Genomic DNA, 18,606 nt, shown 5'->3' with positions numbered 1-18,606 from the left:
ATTGCACCGGACGCGCCGCCGAGCTGCTGCGGAGCCCCCGGCGACGGACCGCCCAATCGGGCATGCCGCTGCGGTGCGGTAGTCGGCCGGGAGCTCTCGGAGTGCTACGGACCTTTCGAGCTCCATCTACTTCCCGAGGCCGTGCATTTGGTCGACGGCGCTGACAACCCCACGTAACCAAGCAATTCGCCCAAGCACGATGACCGAACGCTGGCAGTGGCGTGTCCCCCGGAGGCGCTAGCCTCCGCCCGTGACCAGCAGCCCACCGCCCGAAACGTTGCCCGAACACCAGGTGATCCTGGAGAACACCGACTGGGCTTCCTTGATGACCCCGCACGGGACCGGCGAACTCCTGCCCGCGGCGCTGGCGCAACTCCTCGACTCCGACCCCGCGGTCCGGGCGGCCGCTGCGGATGAAGCACTGATCGGGCACCAGAACACCATCTACGAAGCCACCGTGCCTGTCGCCCAGTTCGTCGCCGCGATCCTCGACCATCCGGCCACCGCGGCGGACGAAGACGACGCTGCAGCAGACGCAGACGCCTTGCACCCGCCCACCCGCGCAGTACTTCTGGAGTGGCTCAGCAGCACCGCATTCGACGCCGACGATGAAACGCTGGCCAGCTGCAATCGACGCTTCGAAGGCCGTTACCTCGACGTCGATGCGGAAATGAGGGCCTTCCGGGACCTGCGCCCACGGTTCTACCACGCGGTCCGGCCACTCCTCGACGCGGACGACCCCGCCGTTCGCGACGCCGCCGTCCTCGCCGCCATCCCGCTCGCGGAACACCCCGACCTCACCGGCCACCGCGACGAACTCGCCGCGCGCACCCGCCGCCTGTTGGCCACCAGCACCGACCGCTACACCCGCGATCGCGCCCTGGACGCGCTCAGAAGCTGGGGCCACGACGTCAACGGCCTGGAGAACCCCGAGGACGTCGAAGCCCGCGAGTCCTACGCCCGTTTTCGTGCAGAGCGCGAGAACTCCAGAGGTTGGGGCGGCTACACCGACGATCCGCCCTTCTGAGCTTGCCTTTTAATCTCTGAGGCTGTCGCGCTCGATGATGCCCTCGGGGCGCCTGGTCGTCTTCCCGACGTCATAGCGGGTCGCGGGGCGACGGTTCTTCGAACCACGTGGCCGTTCAGGGCAGCGTGCCCTCGATGATGGGGAGTTCGCCGCCCCGGGGATAGGACAGGGCGTACTCCTTGAGTGAGGGCGTCGGCCGTCGCATGACGCGGTCGGAGCGCATCCATCCCAGCACCTCGACCGGGGGGCCGGCGAGGAGGTGGGCCATGCGCGGGGCGTCGTATCCGGCGTCGAGAACGATGAGGATGTCGCGGTCGCCGAAGTGCCAGCGGCCCATCTCGATCAAGTCGGTGACACCCGGCGGACCTGGGCGGCGGTGACCTCGGCGACGTCGTCGTCCGGCCCGAGACGGACGGCGTCCAGGAGCTGGACCAAGACGTCCGGCCCGATTCCAGGGCGGCGACGAACGAGTACGGCCAGCCGGGAACGAACTGGTCCGAGGACCGTCCGCTGCGGCCATACACGTGGCAGAACAAACGATCCGCGCTGGTGGAGTCGCCGGGCCGGAGCCAGTTGCTGACGTCGACGGCGAGGACCAGGCGGCTGTCGGCGGCCTGCGGCATGGGCAGGCCGGCCAGCGCCTGCCTCAGCCGGCGCACGTCCACGCTCCCGTGTTTCAACGCGTCATACTTCGCGCCGGTGCTCGGCCACCGTGTCAGGTCCACCGGCGCCGTCACCGGACCGTCCGCGCACCGCAACGCGTCCGTGAGGTCGAACAGTTCGTCACCGCGCACGGTCAGGCAGTCGAATAGGTCCTCCCGGAAGCGTGACGCTTTCGCGAACGCTTCCCCCGGAGCATGATCAGGCAGCAAACTCACCTTCACGGCCTTCGTCGTGGTCGCGTGTCCTTGGTCGGAGCACATGATCAGATGAAGGCCGCCTCAGCGTCCGGCGAACACCCAGGTGACGGGCCTGGTTCGAGGAGTGATTCGGCTCATCGATAGCCTGCGTCACCATGATGCGCGCCTGGATCCTGCCGATGCTGATTGTGCTCAGCGGCTCAGCGGTCGCGACCGGGCTGATCTTCAAGGGGAGCCCCGGCACAGCCGCGGCACTCCTGCTGGCGTTCCTGGTGCTCGCCGGTGTGAACTCGCCCCTGATCTTCCCGAGATCGATCGGCGCGCTGGAGGCGCAACGCCGCAGCGCGGTCGACGGCCAGCCGGTCGTCTTCTGGCGGCCGGGCTGCAAGTACTGCATCCGACTGCGCATCCGACTGGGCCGCAGCGCCCGCCAGCTGCACTGGGTCGACATCTGGCGAGACCCGGCAGCAGCCGCAGCGGTGAGAGCAGCCAACGACGGCAACGAGACCGTGCCGACCGTCGTCGTGGCGGGCCAGCCACGCACGAACCCCGATCCCGATTGGGTGCGCGAACAGCTCTCCCCTTCAGCGTGATCAGAAACCACGCCCTACTGAAGAGGCGCCCGCAGACCCAAGCAGGCAGAGATTAAAAGACTTCCCAATGAGGATTGTCAAGCTGCTGCTGGGAGTTGCGGGGCTGTTCGGTAGGCCGTTCCGTCGCGGAGCATTGCCCACAGGACGTTGGCGCTGCGTCGTGCGAGTGAGAGCACGGCCTGCTTGTGGCCTTTCCCTTCGTCGCGCTTCCGTTGGTAGTAGGCCCGTGAGGTTGGGCATGTCCGCAGGCTGGCCATCGCGGAGAGATAGAACGCGCGCAGCAGTCCACGGTGATAACGACGTGGTCGGCGCATGTTGCCGCTGACCCGGCCGGAGTCGCGTGGCACCGGTGCCAGGCCCGCGAAGGCGGCGAGGCGGTCGGGCGTGCCGAACGCGTCCATGTCGCCGCCGGTGGCGGCGATGAACGTGGCGCCGAGCATGGCGCCCATGCCGGGCAGGCTGCGGATCACCTCGGCGTGCGGGTGCCGTGAAACCGGGCCTCGATGGGGGGCGTCGAGCTCCGCGATCTCGTCTTCGAGAGCGAGCACGCCCTTTGCGAGCCGGGCGACCATCCCGGCGGCCAGCTGCTCGCCGGGCAGCACCGTGTGCTGGGCCTTGGCGCCTTCGACCGCGGCGTGCGCGACGGCGCCGGCGTTCTTCACTCTGCGGTTCTTCAGCCACGTCTCGATGCGCTTCGCGCCGCTGCGGCGGATGGCGGCCGGCGTCTGGCAGCCGGTCAGCAGGAGTACCGGGCCCTTGTTCGTCAGGGCCAGGGCGCGTTCCAACGCCGGGAATATCTCCAGGAGTTGCTCGCGGAGCCGGTTGATCTGACGGGTGCGGTCGTTGACCAGGTCGGTGCGGCGCCGGACCAGGATCCGCAGGTCGATGGCGATCGCGTCGCCGGGCCGCAGCACGCCGAGGTCCTTGCGCATGCGGGCCTGGTCGGCGATGACGAATGCGTCCTTGGCGTCCGTCTTGCCTTGGCCGCGGTAGGCGGCGGACGCCTGATGCACCGCGAGGCCGGTGAGATAGACCATCGGCTGGTCGTGGCCGAGCAGCAACCCGATCAGCAGGGCGGCGCCGCCGTGGTTGATGTCCACCGCCCACAGCACGTCGTCCGAGAGAGCCAGGACGTCGACGATCAGTTCCAGCAGAGCCGGCTCGTCGTTGGCGACCCGGCGCGACAGCAGCCGTTCGCCTTGCGCGTCGACCACCACGCAGTGGTGGTGTTCCTTGCCGATGTCCACTCCGGCCCAGAGCTTGGGCACGGTCACCTCCGCCAGCTCGCCGACACGCAACAGTCCCGCGGACGACCTCGCCGACGTTGTCCTACACAGCGATCGAGTCGCTTCTCCCAATTAGCGGTCGAGTCGTCGCGGGGCTCCGGGCGGCCAAGTCTTTTGAGCCATCCAGCGGCGACAAGCTCACAGCCATACCCGGAACCCCTGGGCCCGCCGATCCTACGAATGATCGGCTCGAAGCCACGCTTGGAAGGTAGGACAAGCTGACGGGGCTCACGCCACATCGTTGTCGGCAAGTTACGCGTGTACCAGCCGTGCCGCCTGTCCCAGCGTCGGCTGGCGGACCGGCCGATCGGCGGCCGCCGGGTGGTGCTGTGGCTTCGGGTGCGGCGGCTTTTCTGCCACGACAGCGGGTGCGCGCGCCGCACGGTTGCCGAGCAGGTCGAGCGCCTGACCGCGCCGTACCGGAGGTGCACGCAGGCGGTGCCGCGGCTCGTGCAGGCGATCGGCCTCGCGGGACCAGGCCTGCGGCCGGTGGACCTGCGCGCGGCCGTGTCGTTTTGGGCCCCCGAATCCTCCGTAGTACATAGGGGACGCGACCGACCGAGGTCACGCGAGGGAACGGCCTGGGGCACCCACGCGGGTACGTCGCACACCTGGCACAGACGCGCCGCAGCCATGCGGGCGGCACCTCCCCGCACGCGACGGCGGCGCCCGCACGGCGCACAGCGCGCCGACACGCGGTAGCGGGACACGCAGCGACCGAAGACATCGCACACGGCCATGAATTCCTTGAATCCGGTCGTGGAATACCTGAAATTCCAGCATTATCAAGCCCGATTTTCCCTAGGGGGAAACCGGGTGGCGGAGTTAACGTCGTAACACACCCGGGAAATCCCGGGAACCCGCCCGGGGAATTCGCACCCGGGCCGGGGCGCGGAAAGCCTTTCATTTCGACGCCGGGCGGAGCCCTGCCCGGGAAAAGGAGGAGCACCGCTATGGACGCAATTCCCGCCGAGGTCCCGCAGCCGGCGGTCGGCCCGGACGCGGAGGTCACCGTGCCGGTGTGGCTGGCCGGTGGAATCGACACCCGCCCGGTGTTCGACGCCCTGGAGGCGTGGACCGTGATCGACGGCACCGCAGGGCACGTCATCGTCGAGCACCCCGCCCGGGGCGTCCGCGTCGGGTTCCTGCCCGAACGGCCCGACGGCTACGACCCCGACGCGCTGTGGGAGATCACCGCCTACGCCGACCCCGGCGACACCCGTCCCATGTGGAAGACCACCTTCGGCGACCACACCCCAGCCGAGGCCATCATCGCGTTCATCGTTGCCGTCACCGCCCCCGCCGGTGTCCTGCGCCACCCCGACGAACTGCCCCGCCACAGCCGCCGCTGACCGCGGCACCCCCTGAACGCCTCGGGCCGGGGCCCCCCCCCCCCCCCACCCCCCCCGCCCCCCCCCCCGCCCCCCCCCCCCCCGGGGGGGGCCCCCCCCCCCCCCCCCCCCCCCCCCCCCCCCCCCCGCCGCCCCCCCCCGGGGCCCCCCCCCCCCCCCCCCCCACGACCCGTTCGACGGCCTGGTGCTCGACGAGGGGTTCATACGCGGCGCCACCGCGACGGAGGGCTCGGCGCGGGCCCGCATGCTGGCGGCGCGCTGGCGCGAGAACCCACCCGAGCACACCGGGTTCCGCGAGGCCGCCGGCAACGACGGCGGCCGGTGGACGATGCCCACCCGGGCCGCGCGCCCGCCGCGGCGGCGGTGGTCCTGGCGCCCGTGGCGGCGCGGCCGCACCGCGCCGCCGGCGCAGGGCCGGGACCGCACCGACGTGACGGTCGCGGTGTGCTTCGTACTCGCCTCGGTGGTGCTGCTCGCGGCGTACAACCGCGGCGCGATCGAGGACTGGTTCCGCGGCTCGGACGACACGGTGAGCTATGTGCCGGTGGATCCCGCGCAGCCGTTCAAGGGCTCGCAGTCCGAGGGCTGGGCGAACGGCGCGGACGGCATCGTGCCGCCGGCCGCCGCGGACGCGAACGGCTTCTCCGCCGACGAGGTCCGCGCCGCGCTCGGCCTGACCAAGGACCTCCTGGTCGCCGGCAACCTCGACCGGGCGACGCTGAACGGCGGCTTCCCCCAGTCGTACCTCGACGTGCTGGCCCCCGGCTCGGACTTCGCCGTGCGACTGCGCGCGGACCTGGCCAGGCCGCACGGGCCGCACGACGACCCGGTCGACTGGGTCACCCGCTTCGACCCGGCGCAGACCCGGCTGATCGGCCCCGTGGTCAAGGTGCGCGGCTCGATGACGTACACCGTCGACTCGGCGGGCACGCTGCGGATCCACGCCTCCTACGCGTTCGTCTACGCGGTGGCGCCGAACGGCGGCGCCGGGCGTCCGGACCGCACGATGGTGCGCCGCGAGCTCGACACCGCCGTGTACAAGGCCTCCTCGCCGAAGCGCGCGCCGTCGGGGACGATCCGGCTGGAGACCATCAACACCCGTGCGTACTCGGCCGCTTGCGGACCTGTCGACGGCTACCTGCACCCGCTGTTCGGCGAGTACGGCGACCACAAGGGGTCGAAGGCCAAGGGCGACTCGCACCCCTACGACCTGGACGACGCGCTCCCGACCGCGCCCGGGTGCATGCAGGGCGCGGTGATCTGAGCCGCCGGCTCAGCCCGCCGTCAGGGTGCGCCACGCCCCGTCCGCCGCGTCGGCCGGTGTGCCGTCGAGGACGGCCGCCGTGCGCGTCGCCGGGTCGAGGGTGACGGTGGCGAGGCTCTGCCAGCGCTGGCCGAGCGGCTGGGCGGGGTCGGCGAGGCAGGTCACCGGGGGTTCGCCGGGGCCGGTGACGAGGAGGTCGACGAGGTCGGCCGGGGTCGTCGGGTCGGCCGCGGCCAGCCTGGCCTGGACGAAGTCGCGGCGCTCGCCGGAGTCGGGCTGGTAGAGCCAGGTCTTCTCGTGGGCGGCGGGCGCCGGGGTCAGGAAGTGGTTGGTGCGCAGCAGCCAGCCGTCGTGCGGCCGCATCTCGTACACACCGACGGGGCTGAGGTCGAGGAGCACGGCGTCCGTCGGGTCGAACAGCGCGAAGGAGCCGGACGAGGCGACCGGCGCGGTGCGGACGAGTTCGACGGCCTCGGCGACGCTGCCCGCCTCGCCGAGCACGATCGCGGCGAGCACGTGCATGGGGATGCCGCCGACGCCGTCCTTGGTGTGCCCGAGGATGTTGAAGTGCAGGGCCAGTCCCGCGCTGTTGACGCCGATCTTGCCGAGGATGCCGTTCTCGGTCAGCCCGACGAAGGCGTGTCCCGCGCCGCGGGTGCGCAACGTGTGCCAGTGGTCGGCGAGTTCGACGTGCCAGTCCCAGGTCTGGACGCCGAGGGTGCCCACGGCTGTGCCGTCCGGGGCGGCGAACCGGCGTACGACCGTGGTGCATTCTCCCGGCGGGACGACGGTGCTGCGGGCCAGGACCTCGGTGCGGGCGTTCAGGGCGGCGACGCGCCACAGCTCGGTGCCGGAGCCGGCGGCGACGCCCTCGATCTCGGCGCGCGCGTCCGGGCGGAAGCGGTCGACGGCGTCGAGGGCGCGTTCGGCGTCGTCGCGGACCTGGGCGGGGGTGACGCCGCCGAGGGCGAAGAGCCGGTCGTACACCTCGACTGTGCCCGGGAGCGCGTCACGCAGGAGCTCGCCGCGGACGACGCCACGCCGGTACGGGTCGGCGGCAACCGCCTCGACGTGCCGGCGGGGTGCGGGGTTGGCGGGAGTCACGGGCGTCCTTCCGTCGGGTGGAGGTGGACCTCGCCGGCGACGACCGTCGCGAGGACGGTGTTGCCGGGCTGGGCCTCGGGGGCGAGGGCGAGGGGGTCCGCGGCGAACACGGTGAGGTCCGCGAGGTAGCCGGGGGCGACGCGGCCGAGTTCGTCCGACGCGCCGGCGGTGTAGGCGGCGGCCGTGGTCATGCCGGCGTACGCCTCGCGGGCCGTGACGGCCTGGCCGGGCTGCACGGGTGCGGCGTCCGGGTTCTCGACGGGCCGGCGCAGCTGGCAGTCGGCGAGGCCGACGCGCGGGTCGCCGGGCCCGATCGGCCAGTCGGAGCCGAGGGCGACGACGGCGCCGTGGTCGAGGAGGTCGCGGGTGCGCCAGCCGCGCGCGACGCGCTCGGGTCCGATGCGCCGCGACCAGTTGTCGGTGGCGTCGGGGCGGGTGTGCCGGGTGGCGTGCGCGGGCTGGAGGCTGGCCACGACGCCGAGTTCGGCGAACCGGCCGAGCAGGTCGTCGGGTATCGACTCGATGTGCTCGACGCGGTGCGGGGCTCGGTCGACCGGGCCGACCTCGGCGATGACGTCGAGCGCGAACCGGACGGCCTGGTCACCGATGGCGTGCGTGGCGGTGGGGATGCCGCGTTCGGCGAAGAAGCGCATCGCGGCGCGGTAGGCGTCGACGTCGCGCCACAGCGGTTCGCGGTTCTCGCCGTGGCTGTCGGGGTGTTCGAACCAGGCGGTGCCGTTGTCGGCGGTGCCGTCGAGCATGAACTTGGCGCCCTCGACGTGCCAGCGGCGGCCGCCGCGGCCCTGCAGGTCGGCGACCTCGCGCCACACGTCGGGCGCGGAGTCGGCGGGGACGAGCGGCGAGCAGCGGATGCGCAGCGGCAGGTCGCCGTGCTCCTCCAGGTGCCGGTAGACGGCTTCGGAGGGGTCGCCGAAGTCGAGGGCGTGCAGGCCGGTGAGTCCGGCGGCGGCGAGGCGGCCGAGCTGGTCGCGGACGTAGCCGGCGGCGGTCTCCAGCGGCACCTCCGGGTAGTGCTCGAAGACCAGGTCCATGGCCTGGAGCTCGACGACGTAGCCGGTGGGGCGGCCGTCCGGGCCGACCTCGACGGACGAGGCGTCGGTGAACGTCTCGCGGCCGGTCAGGCCGACCAGCTCGACGACGCGCGGGCTGACCACGAGGGCGTGGGCGTCGCTGGTCATGAGGGAGACCGGCACGCCGGGGAATCGGCCGCCGAGGGGCAGTCCGGTCGGGTCGCCGTCGAAGACGTTCACATCGAGGTCGTACCCCGTGATCCAGGCTTCGGACGACTGATCGGCGACGGCGTCGGCGAGGCGGTCGAGCACCTCGTCGAGGGTCGCGGCGCCGCCGAGGTCGACGCCGCCGCCGAGGGAGATCGAGCCCCACACGGGATGCGCGTGGACGTCGACGAGGCCGGGGAGGATCGCCGCGCCGGGGAACGCGTGGACGCGGGTCGCGGGGCCGCGCAGTGCCGCGACCGTGTCGGCGTCCCCGACGGCGGTGATGCGCCCGCCGGTGATGGCGACCGCGGCCGCGGTCGGGTCGGCGGTCTCGGCGGTCGCGGTGGTCTCGCTGGTCGGTTCGGCCGGGTCGACGACGCGGCCGGCGATCACGATGACGTCGGCGTGCACGGGATGGTCCTTCACTCTGTGCGGGGTTCGGTGGGGCGGGTGGCGGGTCAGCCGCGCGGGATGGTGCCGAGCGCGCGGGTGGCGGCCCAGTAGACCGCGGCGGCGGTGAGCGTCCCGGCGGGGATGGCCATGTCGACGTCGCCGGTCGCGGCGGCGATCGGCCCGACCCAGAAGGTGGTGTTGACCCACATCGCGGAGACGAGGCCGCCGGCGAGCAGGGCGGCGATGCCCGGCCAGTGGACGCCGTGGCGGTACCAGAACGGGCCGCCGCGCTCCTGTCGGAGCAGGTCGGCGCCGAGGTAGCGGTTGCGGCGGAGCAGCAGGTCGGCGACCGCGACGGCCATGGCCGGCCCGGTGACCACGACCACGAGCTGGAGCATCGTGTTGACGCTGGTGAGGAAGTCGAAGACGAGGATCGCGTAGAGCGTCATGCCGGTGCCGAGGGCGCCGATGATGACCACGGCGGGGATGCGCGCGAGGCGGACGCCGACGGACTGGATCGACAGGCTGGCGCTGTAGGCGGTCATGCCGTTGTTGGTCATCGCGTTGACCACGACCGCGACGACGAAGACGGGGATGAACCAGCCGGGCAGGACGCCCTGCAGCGCGGCCTCGGGGTCGGTCATGTCGAGGCTGGTGGCGGCGAGCGCGCCGACGACGGTGAAGACGACGCTGGGCAGGTACGCGCCGAACGCGGTCCACGCGGCGATGGCGTAGGGGTTGCTGTCGCGCGGCAGGTAGCGGGCCAGGTCGGGGCTGTTGCTGTACGACAGCGGGGTGGACGCGATGATCGTGAAGCCGGTGCCCAGGGCGGCGGCGAGCGCGGCGCCGTGCAGCGGCTCGGCCGGGGCGTACGACCAGTCGGTCTCGGCGAGCACGTAGCCGGTGACCACGACGAACACCACGGTCAGCAGCACGCTGAGCGCGGTGTAGAGGCGGACGATCAGGGCGTAGCCGTAGATGGCGATGAAGATCGTGCCGCCGGCGATGGCGCAGATCACACTCGCGTCGACCAGCGCGTTGTCGGGGAGGCCGTAGCGGCCGGCCAGGCCGATGCCGGCGACGGAGGCGGCCGACCAGTTGAGCGCGAGGTAGGCGGCGGCGATCAGCCACCCGGTCAGGACGAGGACGACCTTGTTGCCGACGACGCCGTACATGGCACGCGAGATGACCGACCCGCTGGTGCCGGCGACGGGGCCGCTGGCGGCGATCACGCCGGTGCCGATCCACAGCAGGTTGCCGGCCAGGATCACGCCGACGGCCTGCGGCAGCGTGAGGCCCATGAGGATCAGCGTGGCGCCGACGACGAAGCTCAGGTAGCTGACGTTCGGGGCGGCCCACACGGCGAAGAGCTGGCGGGGGCGTCCGCCGCGCTCCTCGGCGGGGACCTGGTCGATTCCGCGGGTCTCCGGCTGCCCGGGGCGGTCCGCGGCGGGGGCGGCGGACGCGTCCTGGGGCGTCCCGGGCGGGACGGGGCGGGTCGTAGTCATGGGGACCTCTCGGGGTGGCCGGCGGCGACCGGAGATTATTGGTCGCATAGCCAATTAGCTAATGGTCGCACATCCAATAAGGTGTCCGGCATGACGTCAAGACCCCAGGCGACCCGGATCCGGAAGCAGCCCGACGAGCGGCGCGCCGAGATCCTGCACACCGCCGCGCGGATCGCGCTCGCCGAGGGGCTGGAGAAGATCACGCTGCGCCGCGTCGCCGACGAGCTCGGCGTCCGGCCGGGCCTGATCGGCCACTACTTCCCCGCCGCCGACACCCTGGTCAGCGAGGCCTTCACCGACGCCGCCGCCCGCGAGCGCGACGCGCTGCTGCCGGCCGACGAGGCCGGCCTGCCGCCCACCGAGCGGCTCGCGCGCTTCCTCGTGCGCCTCGGCGAACCCGACTGCCTCGACCTGAGCCGGCTGTGGCTGAACGCACGGCACCTCAGCCGCTTCAAGGACGGCCTGCGCGAGGCCGTCGACGCGCAGGAGACCGCGACCCGCGACGCGCTCACCGAGCTCATCGAACAGGGCGTCCGCGACGGGGAGTTCACCACCGACGACGCGCTCGGCGCGGCACTGCGCGTCCTGGTCACCGTCGACGGGATGGGCGCGTACGCCAACGGCGACACGCATCTTGACCACCCGGCGCTCGACGACATGGCGCTGACGGTGGCCGAGCACGCGCTCGGGCTGGCGCCGGGCACGCTGCGGGCCCGCGCGTAGGGCCGCACAAGGGGCGCGCCGGCAGGTGCGGGGCGGGGCGGCTCCGTTGCGGCAGGCACGGCCTCCTACCTGCACCGTCCCGAGCCTGCCCGCCGACGGTGGCCACCTCCCCCGGCTTGGATTGTCCGCGCGGCCGAACGGCCGTCAAGGCGCGGTGGATCTTGCACGGACAGGTGGCCTGACCGGTGTTCGAGGGGGCGCCTTGACAGCCGCCCGGCCGCGCTTAAAACCGCGGCAACTATCGGGAGGGGGAGGCGGTGTGGAGGCGCATCGGGTGCTTTCGCGTCGCCGGGTCGCGGTCCCAGCGTGGGCGGGCGACCACCTTTGACGACCGGTGACCACACTTCCGGGTTCTCATATCGCATCAAATCGGGGCATTGAGGCGCCGAGTCTCTTATTGGCTTTGCGTCAAAAGAACCAAATGGCCACATGTTGCCATCTGGTTCTTTTGAAAACCGCTGTCAGTAAGAGATGGGAGATCGGCGACCGCAGCCCGGCGGCGCGACCCGCCCCGGCACCCGGCCGACACCGACCGGCGGCGCCGGGCGCCCACCACGCTGGAACCGCAACCCGGCGACGCGAAGTGCGGAGAGCTGCGCCACACCTCCCGCCCCTCCCGCAGGTGCCGAGGATGTTCAGCGCGGACGGCCCGCGGGTCAAGCCGCCCCCTCCACCCCGGGACAGGCCGCCTTCAACAGCGTTGGTCATGCTGCGGCTTGACGCGCGGGTCGGCCGCGCGAAAATCGAAAGCGGGAGGGGCGGGAGGCCACCGATCGCGGTGCAGGCCAGGGACGGTGCAGCCAGGTGCAGTCCACGCCGCAGGCGAACAGCCCGACCCCGGTGCGGGCCACGGCAGTCCACGCCGCGACGCCGGGGCCGACCGGCCGGTCTGTCAGTCAGTCGACCGACCGGTCAACGCGACACGCGCGGAGCCACCGCCGCGGGCGCGCCGTCCCCTTCCGCGGGCACCGCACCGCGCCGGTGTTCGCGGCCCTTCGCCGCCGTGGCCGCGCCCTCGTGCTCACCGGTCGGTGGAGCCGTCAGGTGGCGTAGCCGCCGTCCACGGCGAGCGCGGTGCCGGTGATGTAGCGGCCGCCGGGGCCGGCCAGGTAGGCCACGGCCGCGGCGATGTCCTCGGCCTCGCCGTAGCGGCCGAGAGCGGTGAGCGAGCGCTGGAACTCGGCGCTGTCGCCGTCGGCCGGGTTCATGTCGGTGTCGATCGGGCCCGGGTCCACGATCGTGGCGGTGATGCCGCGCGGCCCCAACTCCCGCGCGAGGCCCTTGGTCAGGCCCACCAGTGCGGACTTCGCGGTCGCCTGCAGTACGAAGTTCGCGCCGGGGACCCGCCCGTTGAAGCACGAGCCGACGCTGATGATCCGGCCGCCGTCGCGCATGTGCCGGGCGGCCGCCTGGACGGACAGGAACACCGAGCGGATGTCGACGGCCAGGACGCGGTCGAGCTCTTCGACGGACACGTCGGTCAGCGCGCCGTAGGTGAGGAAGCCCGCGTTGTTGACCAGGATGTCGATGCCGCCCAGTTCGCGCACGGTCCGCTCGACCGCGGCGGTCGCGGCGTCGGGCTGGGTCAGGTCGGCCTGGATGACGACGGCCTTGCCGCCGCCGGCCTCGATCTCCTTGGCGACGGCCCGGGCCTGGTCCTCCGCCTGGACGTACGTGATCGCCACGGCCGCGCCCGCGTCGGCCAGTCGCTTCGCAATCGCGGCGCCGATCCCGCGGCTGCCGCCGGTCACCAGTGCCGTCTTGCCGGTCAGGTCGCTCATCGATCTCTCCTTCGTGGACTGTGCGTTCGTCGCTCCGGCAGGGTAGAAGTTGACACCGGTGTCAGGTTCAAGTCGTCATGTGAGGTGCGGAATGCGGATCGGCGAGCTGGCGCGGCGCAGCGGGGTGAGCGAGCGGTCGCTGCGCTACTACGAGGCCCAGGGCCTGCTGCGCGCGGAGCGCACTCCGGGCGGCCACCGCGACTACGCCGAGTGGGCGGTCGACCGCGTCGTCCGCATCCAGACCCTCTTCGCCGCGGGCCTGAACAGCCGGAAGATCGCGGTGCTGCTCCCCTGCATGCGCGACACGGACGGGCGGCCGAACGAGATCGCCTCGCCGGAGCTGGTCGATCAGCTCATGTCCGAACGCGCCCGCGTCGACCGCATGATCCTCGACCTGGTGCGCTCACGCGACGTGCTGGACGAGGTGATCGGGCTGGCCTCCGAGCACGCGGCGACGGGTGCGCGTGCCTAGGAGGCGCCGGACTCCGAGAACCAGGCGGCGGTTTCGGCGTCGGCCGGGTAGTACGCCTCGATCGCGATCTCGTCCAGTGTGATGTCGAGCGGCGTGCCGAACGTGGTCGTGGTCGAGAACAGCCGCAACTCGCGGCCGCCGAACCGGAAGACCATCGGGGTCACGACCTCGGCCGCGAGCGGATGGCATGCCTCGTCGGGGTCTTCGGCGCCGGGCGCCAGCCATCGGTCGTACAGCGCCTCGAGTTCGGCGTCGGGGGCCTTGGCGAGCTGCCGGGCGAGCCGGGTGCGGAGCACCGCCCGCACGTCGGCGAGGTTGACGATGTGCGGGGCCATTCCGCGCGGGTCCAGGCCCAGCCGCACCATGTTGACCGGCGGCCGGAGCAGGTCGGGGTGGAGGTCGGCGAGGAACCGGTCGAGGGCGCGGTTGCCCATCACGACGTTCCAGCGTCGGTCGAGGACGAGGGCCGGGTACGGCTCGTGTGCGCGCAGCACCCGCTCGACGGCGTCCCACGCGGCGAGCAACGCCTCGCATCCCGGCGGCCGTTCGGCGTACCGGGGGGCGAACCCGGCAGCCAGCAGCAGCCGGTTGCGCTCGCGCAGCGGTACGTCGAGCCGCTCCGCGAGCCGGAGGACCATCTCGGCGCTCGGCCTGGACCGGCCGGTCTCGACCAGGCTGACGTGGCGGGCCGAGACGTCGGCGGCGAGCGCGAGGTCGAGCTGGCTGAGGCGGCGGCGGTGCCGCCACTGGCGCAGCAGTTCGCCGACCGTGTGCATGGTCGCCGATGCTAGTTCGGCGCGCTGCGGGCCGCCATGAAACGGGAGTTCATCGACAACCGGCTCTTCGGCGTGAACGCTCGTGGCATGACCCAGGACAACAGGATCATCGTGCAGAAGGCCCTTGCGGGCCTGGTCGAGACGGGCGGCGTGGACGAGCTCGCGCCGTTGCTGACCGACAACTTCGTCCACCACAAGCCGGACTCGACGTCGTCCACGAAAGCGGAGTGGCTCGCCGAGGTGCGCGCGGCCCTCCCCCACATCGCCGGCATGGAGGTCGAGGTCCGGAACCTGCTGGCCGACGGCGACCACGTCGTCATGTACTCGCGGCGCAGGCTGCCCGGCGGCGGGCCGGGGATCGCGGTGGTCGACATCTGGCGGTTCGACGACGGGCGGATCGCGGAGGCGTGGGAGGTCATCGAGCCGCTGGCGCAGGTCGCCGCGAACCTGGCCTGGTGGGACCTCGGCTGAGCCCGCCGCCCGGTCGGCCCCGCCCACCCGGCGCGTCGCGCCCGCTCCCGACAGGGCGGACGCGCCGGGCGGGCTCGGCTCAGAGGCGTTCGATGATCGTCACGTTGGCCATGCCGCCGCCCTCGCACATCGTCTGCAGGCCGTAGCGGCCGCCGGTGCGCTCGAGTTCGTTGAGCAGGGTGGCCAGCAGCTTGGTGCCGCTGGCGCCGAGCGGGTGGCCGAGGGCGATGGCGCCGCCGTTGACGTTGACCTTGGCGAGGTCGGCGCCGGTCTCGCGCTGCCAGGCGAGGACGACCGAGGCGAAGGCCTCGTTGATCTCGACGAGGTCGATGTCGTCCATGGTCAGGCCGGTGCGCTCCAGGGCGCGGGAGGTCGCCGCGATCGGGCCGGTGAGCATGTAGACCGGGTCGTCGGCGAGCACGCTGATGTGGTGGATCCGGGCGCGCGGGGTGAGGCCGTGCTCGCGCAGCGCCCGCTCCGAGGCGATCAGCGTCGCGGAGGCGCCGTCCGATATCTGGCTGGCCAGGGCGGCAGTGATGCGGCCGTCCGGGCGCAGCGTCGGCAGCGAGCGGATCTTGTCCCGGTCGACGGGGCGCGGGCCCTCGTCGTGCCGGATGCGGTAGGGCACGATCTCGCGGTCGAACCTGCCCTCGGCGCGGGCCCGCAGCGCGCGTTCGTGCGACGCGGCGGCGAAGTCCTCCATCTCGGCGCGGCTGATGCCCCACTTCTCGGCGATCAGTTCGGCCGCCCGGAACTGGCTGATCTCCTGGCCGCCGAAGCGCCGGTTCCAGCCGACCGCGCCGTCGTACGGGTTGTCGAAGCCCAACGGCCGTCCGGCGCGCAGCGATTCGGAGATCGGGACCATGCTCATGTTCTGCACGCCGCCGGCCACCACGAGGTCCGCGGTGCCGCTGAGCACGCCCTGCGCGGCGAAGTGCACGGCCTGCTGCGACGAGCCGCACTGGCGGTCGATGGTGGTGCCCGGCACGGACACTGGCAGGCCCGCGGAGAGCCACGCGGTGCGGGCGATGTTGCCGGCCTGCGGGCCGATGACGTCGAGGCAGCCGAAGATCACGTCGTCGACGGCGGCCGGGTCGATCCCGGTCCGCTCGACGAGGCTGCCGAGGATGTGTGCGCCGAGGTCGGCGGGGTGGACGTCGGCGAGGCCGCCGTTGCGCTTGCCGACGGGGGTGCGGATGGCGTCGACGATGTACGCCTCGGTCATGGTGAGCCGCCTTTCGGCCGGACGGTGCGGCGCCGCTCGCGGTCCACGGCGCGCCCGTCGCGTTGCTGCGAAGGAATCGACATCAATGGTTGGATTTTCCAACTCACTGTGCTTCCGACGGTAGCGCCAGTGGGTTGGAAATGGCAACCTTGTGGGCATGGGTTCCCCCGCGACACGCCTCCCCCGCCCCGCGACCGTCGGCCGACCGTGCTCGATCGCCGCGACGCTGGCCCTCGTCGGCGAGAAGTGGGCGCTCCTCGCCGTCCGCGAGATCGCCCTCGGCAACCGCCGCTTCGACGCGATCGCCCGCAACACCGGCGCGCCCCGCGACATCCTCACCACCCGGCTGCGCTCCCTCGAGGCCGCCGGAATCATCGAACGCCGCCCCTACCAGGACCGCCCGGCCCGCTTCGAGTACCACCTGACCCCGGCCGGCCAGGACCTCAAGCCGGTCCTCCAACTCCTGGCCCGCTGGGGCGACACCTGGCTCGACGCAGACCCGCCCGTCGCGTACACCCACCACGACCACGACCTCGAAGCCACCTTGATGTGCCGCACCTGCGGCGACGAGGTCACCCCCCACACCGTCCAGGCCCACGTCCAGGCCCCGGGCTGGACCCGCCAGGGCCCCACGGACACCTGAGCCCCGGCCGGCCGCTCACCACTTCAGCAGCGCGCTGCCCTCCGGCAACTCGACCCAGCGCCGCGGCGGCCCGGAGACCACGGCGCCGTCGGCGATCCGCAGCCCCGCCATGGCGGCGGAGTACGCCAACTCTCGTGCACTCCACGCTGTTTCGCCCCGGCCCCAGCTCCACAACCGGTACAGCCACTGCGGCTCGGGGGCGTCCGCACCCGGCCTCATGCCGATCTCCTCCTGCAGTTCGTCCCGCCCGTCGACAGACAGGCGGCCGAAGGTTCCGCCCTTCGGGTTGAAGTACAGGCCGTACGCCCTGGCCCCCGGCGACAGCGCCGCCAGAACTGCGGGCGTGGACGCGCGGTAGCCCATCGGCTGGACGACCACGCACCCGCCCTCGACACCGGTGACGCCGAGGAACCGCAAGGAGGTCTCGTATTCGTAGGGGTCGAACCCACCGGGCCCGGTGCCGTACGGCCCCGGCTCCACGTCGAGGTCGAGGACGGGCGACCGTTCGGGGTCCGAGCCCAGCCGCCGGACCACGTCCTCTTCGCTCACGCCCGCCACGAACGCGACGGACACGCCCTCGGTGTGGATGCCCCGGAACACGAGCGCGTCGGCGTCGGCGTCGGCCTGTTCGGCGCGTTCGGCGTCCGTCAACGGCACGTATCCGGGCAGCGCTTTGACGAGCGGTGCCATCGGGGTGCGCAGTGCGAGGGAACCGGCGGACCGGCCCGCGACGAGCGGGGTCCACGCGTCCGCGCCCGCGGCGAGCAGAGCGGCGACGCTGTCGGCGTTGCCCGCGCAGACCGCCCGCCACAGCGGCGTGTCCCCGTAGAACCCGCTCCTGACGTCGACGTCGGCCACGTTCCGGGCCAACTCGCCCACCACCTCGGCGGATCCGCATTCCGCGGCCAGGTGCAGCACGGTCCCCTCCTCGCCGAACCGGTGCTCCGGGTCCGCGCCGTGCGCCATGCGCGCACGGATCAGCGCGAGGTCCTGGAACGCGGTGCGCCCCAGCCCCTCCCAGTCGCCCTGTTCGTGAACCGGCGGAGGCGGGGCGGGCGGGCTGTACGGCTGCGGCGCGGGCCGCGGCGCGAGGAGGTCGGACGCGCCGCCGCTGCTGCTGAACACGACGACGTCCGCGGGCACGACGGGGCCCAGCCCCCTGCCCAACCCACGCCGTGCGGGCGGCGGCGCGAGGTCGGGCCACACCTCGACGGCGCGCCGCGACGCCGCGAGCACGGCGGCCGCGTCCAGGCCCGTGTGTGTCTCGGGCACGCCCTGGTCGGGCCACTCGACGACGAGGTCCAGGTCGCCCTCCGGCGGCAGGCGCGACAGGTGCAGGTTCACGGCGTAGTGGTGGCCGCCGCCCATGCCGGGACGCAGGGAAAGCGTCGGGCGTCCGCCCGAGCCGCCCGGGTACGGCTGCCCGTCGAGCGTCGTGATCCGCCGCCCGTCCGCGAACAGCAGCCCGCAGCGCAGGCCGCCGGACGAGCGCTGCCACAACTGGTGAAGACCGCCGCCGGACTTCGTGACGCGGAGGAAGACGTTCAGCCGCAGAGTGGCCGAATGCCGGTAGACCTCCCAGCCGTTGACCATGATCCGCGCCTCGGCGCCGCGCCCCGCCTCCGCGAGCTGCTCGACCCAGGCGGGGGCGAACCACTGCTCCGGCGGGTGCTCTTCACCGCCGTCCGCGGCGGGCGGCGCGTAGCGCGGCAGCCGGAATTCCTCCGGCGGCGCCGGCACCGGCTCGGGGTCCGGCGTGGTGAGTCCTTCGAAGAAGCCCATGGCGGCGAGCGTCGCAGCTCGTTCCGACATTCCTCGGGCGTCGCCGAGTACAGGGCGCCGACCATGCGCACCCGGGGTGGAGCAGGACGGATCGGGGCAGCGCGCGCA

At 72.6% G+C, this 18,606-nt stretch carries 15 protein-coding genes and 2 pseudogenes; 8 read left to right on the top strand and 9 right to left on the bottom strand.

Features of this window, described 5'->3' with window-relative positions; genetic code table 11:
* Nucleotides 1-250 precede the first annotated feature (250 nt).
* Nucleotides 251-1,027 carry a hypothetical protein gene (locus tag QI554_RS13260; protein ID WP_281469574.1) on the top strand — a complete coding sequence of 259 codons (777 nt, stop codon included), beginning with the start codon at nucleotides 251-253 and terminating at the stop codon, nucleotides 1,025-1,027.
* 115 nt (nucleotides 1,028-1,142) lie between these two features.
* Here the strand turns inward: QI554_RS13260 and QI554_RS13255 are convergent.
* Nucleotides 1,143-1,950 (bottom strand): annotated as a pseudogene (locus QI554_RS13255) (transposase).
* 92 nt (nucleotides 1,951-2,042) lie between these two features.
* Between QI554_RS13255 and QI554_RS13250 the strand changes: the two are divergent.
* Nucleotides 2,043-2,480: a glutaredoxin domain-containing protein gene (locus QI554_RS13250; RefSeq protein WP_281469572.1), complete on the top strand. Its 438-nt coding sequence runs from the start codon at nucleotides 2,043-2,045 to the stop codon at nucleotides 2,478-2,480.
* A 77-nt stretch (nucleotides 2,481-2,557) separates the two neighbouring features.
* Here QI554_RS13250 and QI554_RS13245 read toward each other — a convergent pair whose 3' ends face one another.
* On the bottom strand, nucleotides 2,558-3,748 hold the full coding sequence (locus QI554_RS13245) for an IS110 family RNA-guided transposase (protein ID WP_425527965.1): 1,191 nt from the start codon (nucleotides 3,746-3,748) through the stop codon (nucleotides 2,558-2,560).
* 971 nt (nucleotides 3,749-4,719) lie between these two features.
* Between QI554_RS13245 and QI554_RS13240 the strand changes: the two genes are divergently transcribed.
* A complete protein-coding gene (locus tag QI554_RS13240) occupies nucleotides 4,720-5,118 on the top strand; it encodes an SPDY domain-containing protein (RefSeq protein ID WP_281469568.1) in 399 nt (132 codons plus the stop codon).
* A gap of 178 nt (nucleotides 5,119-5,296) precedes the next feature.
* Nucleotides 5,297-6,382, top strand: a pseudogene (locus QI554_RS13235) (SCO2583/SCO2584 N-terminal domain-containing protein); the annotation flags it as partial.
* 9 nt (nucleotides 6,383-6,391) lie between these two features.
* On the opposite strand, the gene QI554_RS13230 reads toward QI554_RS13235, so the two are convergent.
* The 3 genes from QI554_RS13230 to QI554_RS13220 are packed head-to-tail and all read right to left on the bottom strand — an operon-like array spanning nucleotide 6,392 to nucleotide 10,625.
* Nucleotides 6,392-7,486 (bottom strand): C45 family autoproteolytic acyltransferase/hydrolase, encoded by a 1,095-nt coding sequence (locus QI554_RS13230; RefSeq protein WP_281469564.1) that lies wholly within the window; start codon nucleotides 7,484-7,486, stop codon nucleotides 6,392-6,394.
* The gene (locus QI554_RS13225; protein WP_281469562.1) at nucleotides 7,483-9,135 is read right to left on the bottom strand and encodes an amidohydrolase; all 1,653 of its coding nucleotides are present in this window, start codon (nucleotides 9,133-9,135) and stop codon (nucleotides 7,483-7,485) included. The genes QI554_RS13230 and QI554_RS13225 overlap by 4 nt, the downstream gene beginning before the upstream one ends.
* 47 nt (nucleotides 9,136-9,182) lie before the next feature.
* Nucleotides 9,183-10,625, bottom strand: coding sequence for a purine-cytosine permease family protein (locus QI554_RS13220; protein WP_281469560.1), 1,443 nt, complete (start codon nucleotides 10,623-10,625; stop codon nucleotides 9,183-9,185).
* A 90-nt stretch (nucleotides 10,626-10,715) separates the two neighbouring features.
* On the opposite strand from QI554_RS13220, the gene QI554_RS13215 reads away from it, so the two are divergent.
* On the top strand, nucleotides 10,716-11,348 hold the full coding sequence (locus QI554_RS13215) for a TetR-type transcription factor C-terminal domain-containing protein (protein ID WP_281469558.1): 633 nt from the start codon (nucleotides 10,716-10,718) through the stop codon (nucleotides 11,346-11,348).
* 1,040 nt (nucleotides 11,349-12,388) lie between these two features.
* Here the strand turns inward: QI554_RS13215 and QI554_RS13210 are convergent.
* Nucleotides 12,389-13,129, bottom strand: coding sequence for an SDR family NAD(P)-dependent oxidoreductase (locus tag QI554_RS13210; protein WP_281469556.1), 741 nt, complete (start codon nucleotides 13,127-13,129; stop codon nucleotides 12,389-12,391).
* A gap of 91 nt (nucleotides 13,130-13,220) precedes the next feature.
* Between QI554_RS13210 and QI554_RS13205 the strand changes: the two genes are divergently transcribed.
* Nucleotides 13,221-13,601 (top strand): MerR family transcriptional regulator, encoded by a 381-nt coding sequence (locus QI554_RS13205; protein ID WP_281469554.1) that lies wholly within the window; start codon nucleotides 13,221-13,223, stop codon nucleotides 13,599-13,601.
* Here QI554_RS13205 and QI554_RS13200 read toward each other — a convergent pair.
* Complete coding sequence (locus QI554_RS13200; RefSeq protein ID WP_281469551.1) at nucleotides 13,598-14,377, bottom strand: helix-turn-helix domain-containing protein; 780 nt, start codon at nucleotides 14,375-14,377, stop codon at nucleotides 13,598-13,600. The genes QI554_RS13205 and QI554_RS13200 overlap by 4 nt on opposite strands.
* Nucleotides 14,378-14,464: 87 nt before the next feature.
* On the opposite strand from QI554_RS13200, the gene QI554_RS13195 reads away from it, so the two are divergent.
* The gene (locus QI554_RS13195) at nucleotides 14,465-14,848 is read left to right on the top strand and encodes a nuclear transport factor 2 family protein (RefSeq protein WP_281469549.1); all 384 of its coding nucleotides are present in this window, start codon (nucleotides 14,465-14,467) and stop codon (nucleotides 14,846-14,848) included.
* Nucleotides 14,849-14,927: 79 nt separating this feature from the next.
* On the opposite strand, the gene QI554_RS13190 is transcribed toward QI554_RS13195, so the two are convergent.
* Nucleotides 14,928-16,073 carry an acetyl-CoA C-acetyltransferase gene (locus QI554_RS13190; RefSeq protein WP_281469547.1) on the bottom strand — a complete coding sequence of 382 codons (1,146 nt, stop codon included), beginning with the start codon at nucleotides 16,071-16,073 and terminating at the stop codon, nucleotides 14,928-14,930.
* A 157-nt stretch (nucleotides 16,074-16,230) separates the two neighbouring features.
* On the opposite strand from QI554_RS13190, the gene QI554_RS13185 reads away from it, so the two are divergent.
* Nucleotides 16,231-16,716 (top strand): winged helix-turn-helix transcriptional regulator, encoded by a 486-nt coding sequence (locus QI554_RS13185; protein ID WP_281469545.1) that lies wholly within the window; start codon nucleotides 16,231-16,233, stop codon nucleotides 16,714-16,716.
* A gap of 15 nt (nucleotides 16,717-16,731) precedes the next feature.
* Here QI554_RS13185 and QI554_RS13180 read toward each other — a convergent pair whose 3' ends face one another.
* Nucleotides 16,732-18,528, bottom strand: a complete 1,797-nt coding sequence (locus QI554_RS13180) for an ankyrin repeat domain-containing protein (protein WP_281469543.1) — start codon at nucleotides 18,526-18,528, stop codon at nucleotides 16,732-16,734.
* Nucleotides 18,529-18,606 lie beyond the last annotated feature (78 nt).

The organism is Yinghuangia seranimata, from assembly GCF_029953285.1.
In the GTDB taxonomy this organism is placed as follows: domain Bacteria; phylum Actinomycetota; class Actinomycetes; order Streptomycetales; family Streptomycetaceae; genus Yinghuangia; species Yinghuangia seranimata.
Note: the sequence above shows the minus strand (reverse complement) of the source record. Positions and strands in the feature narration are given on the sequence as shown.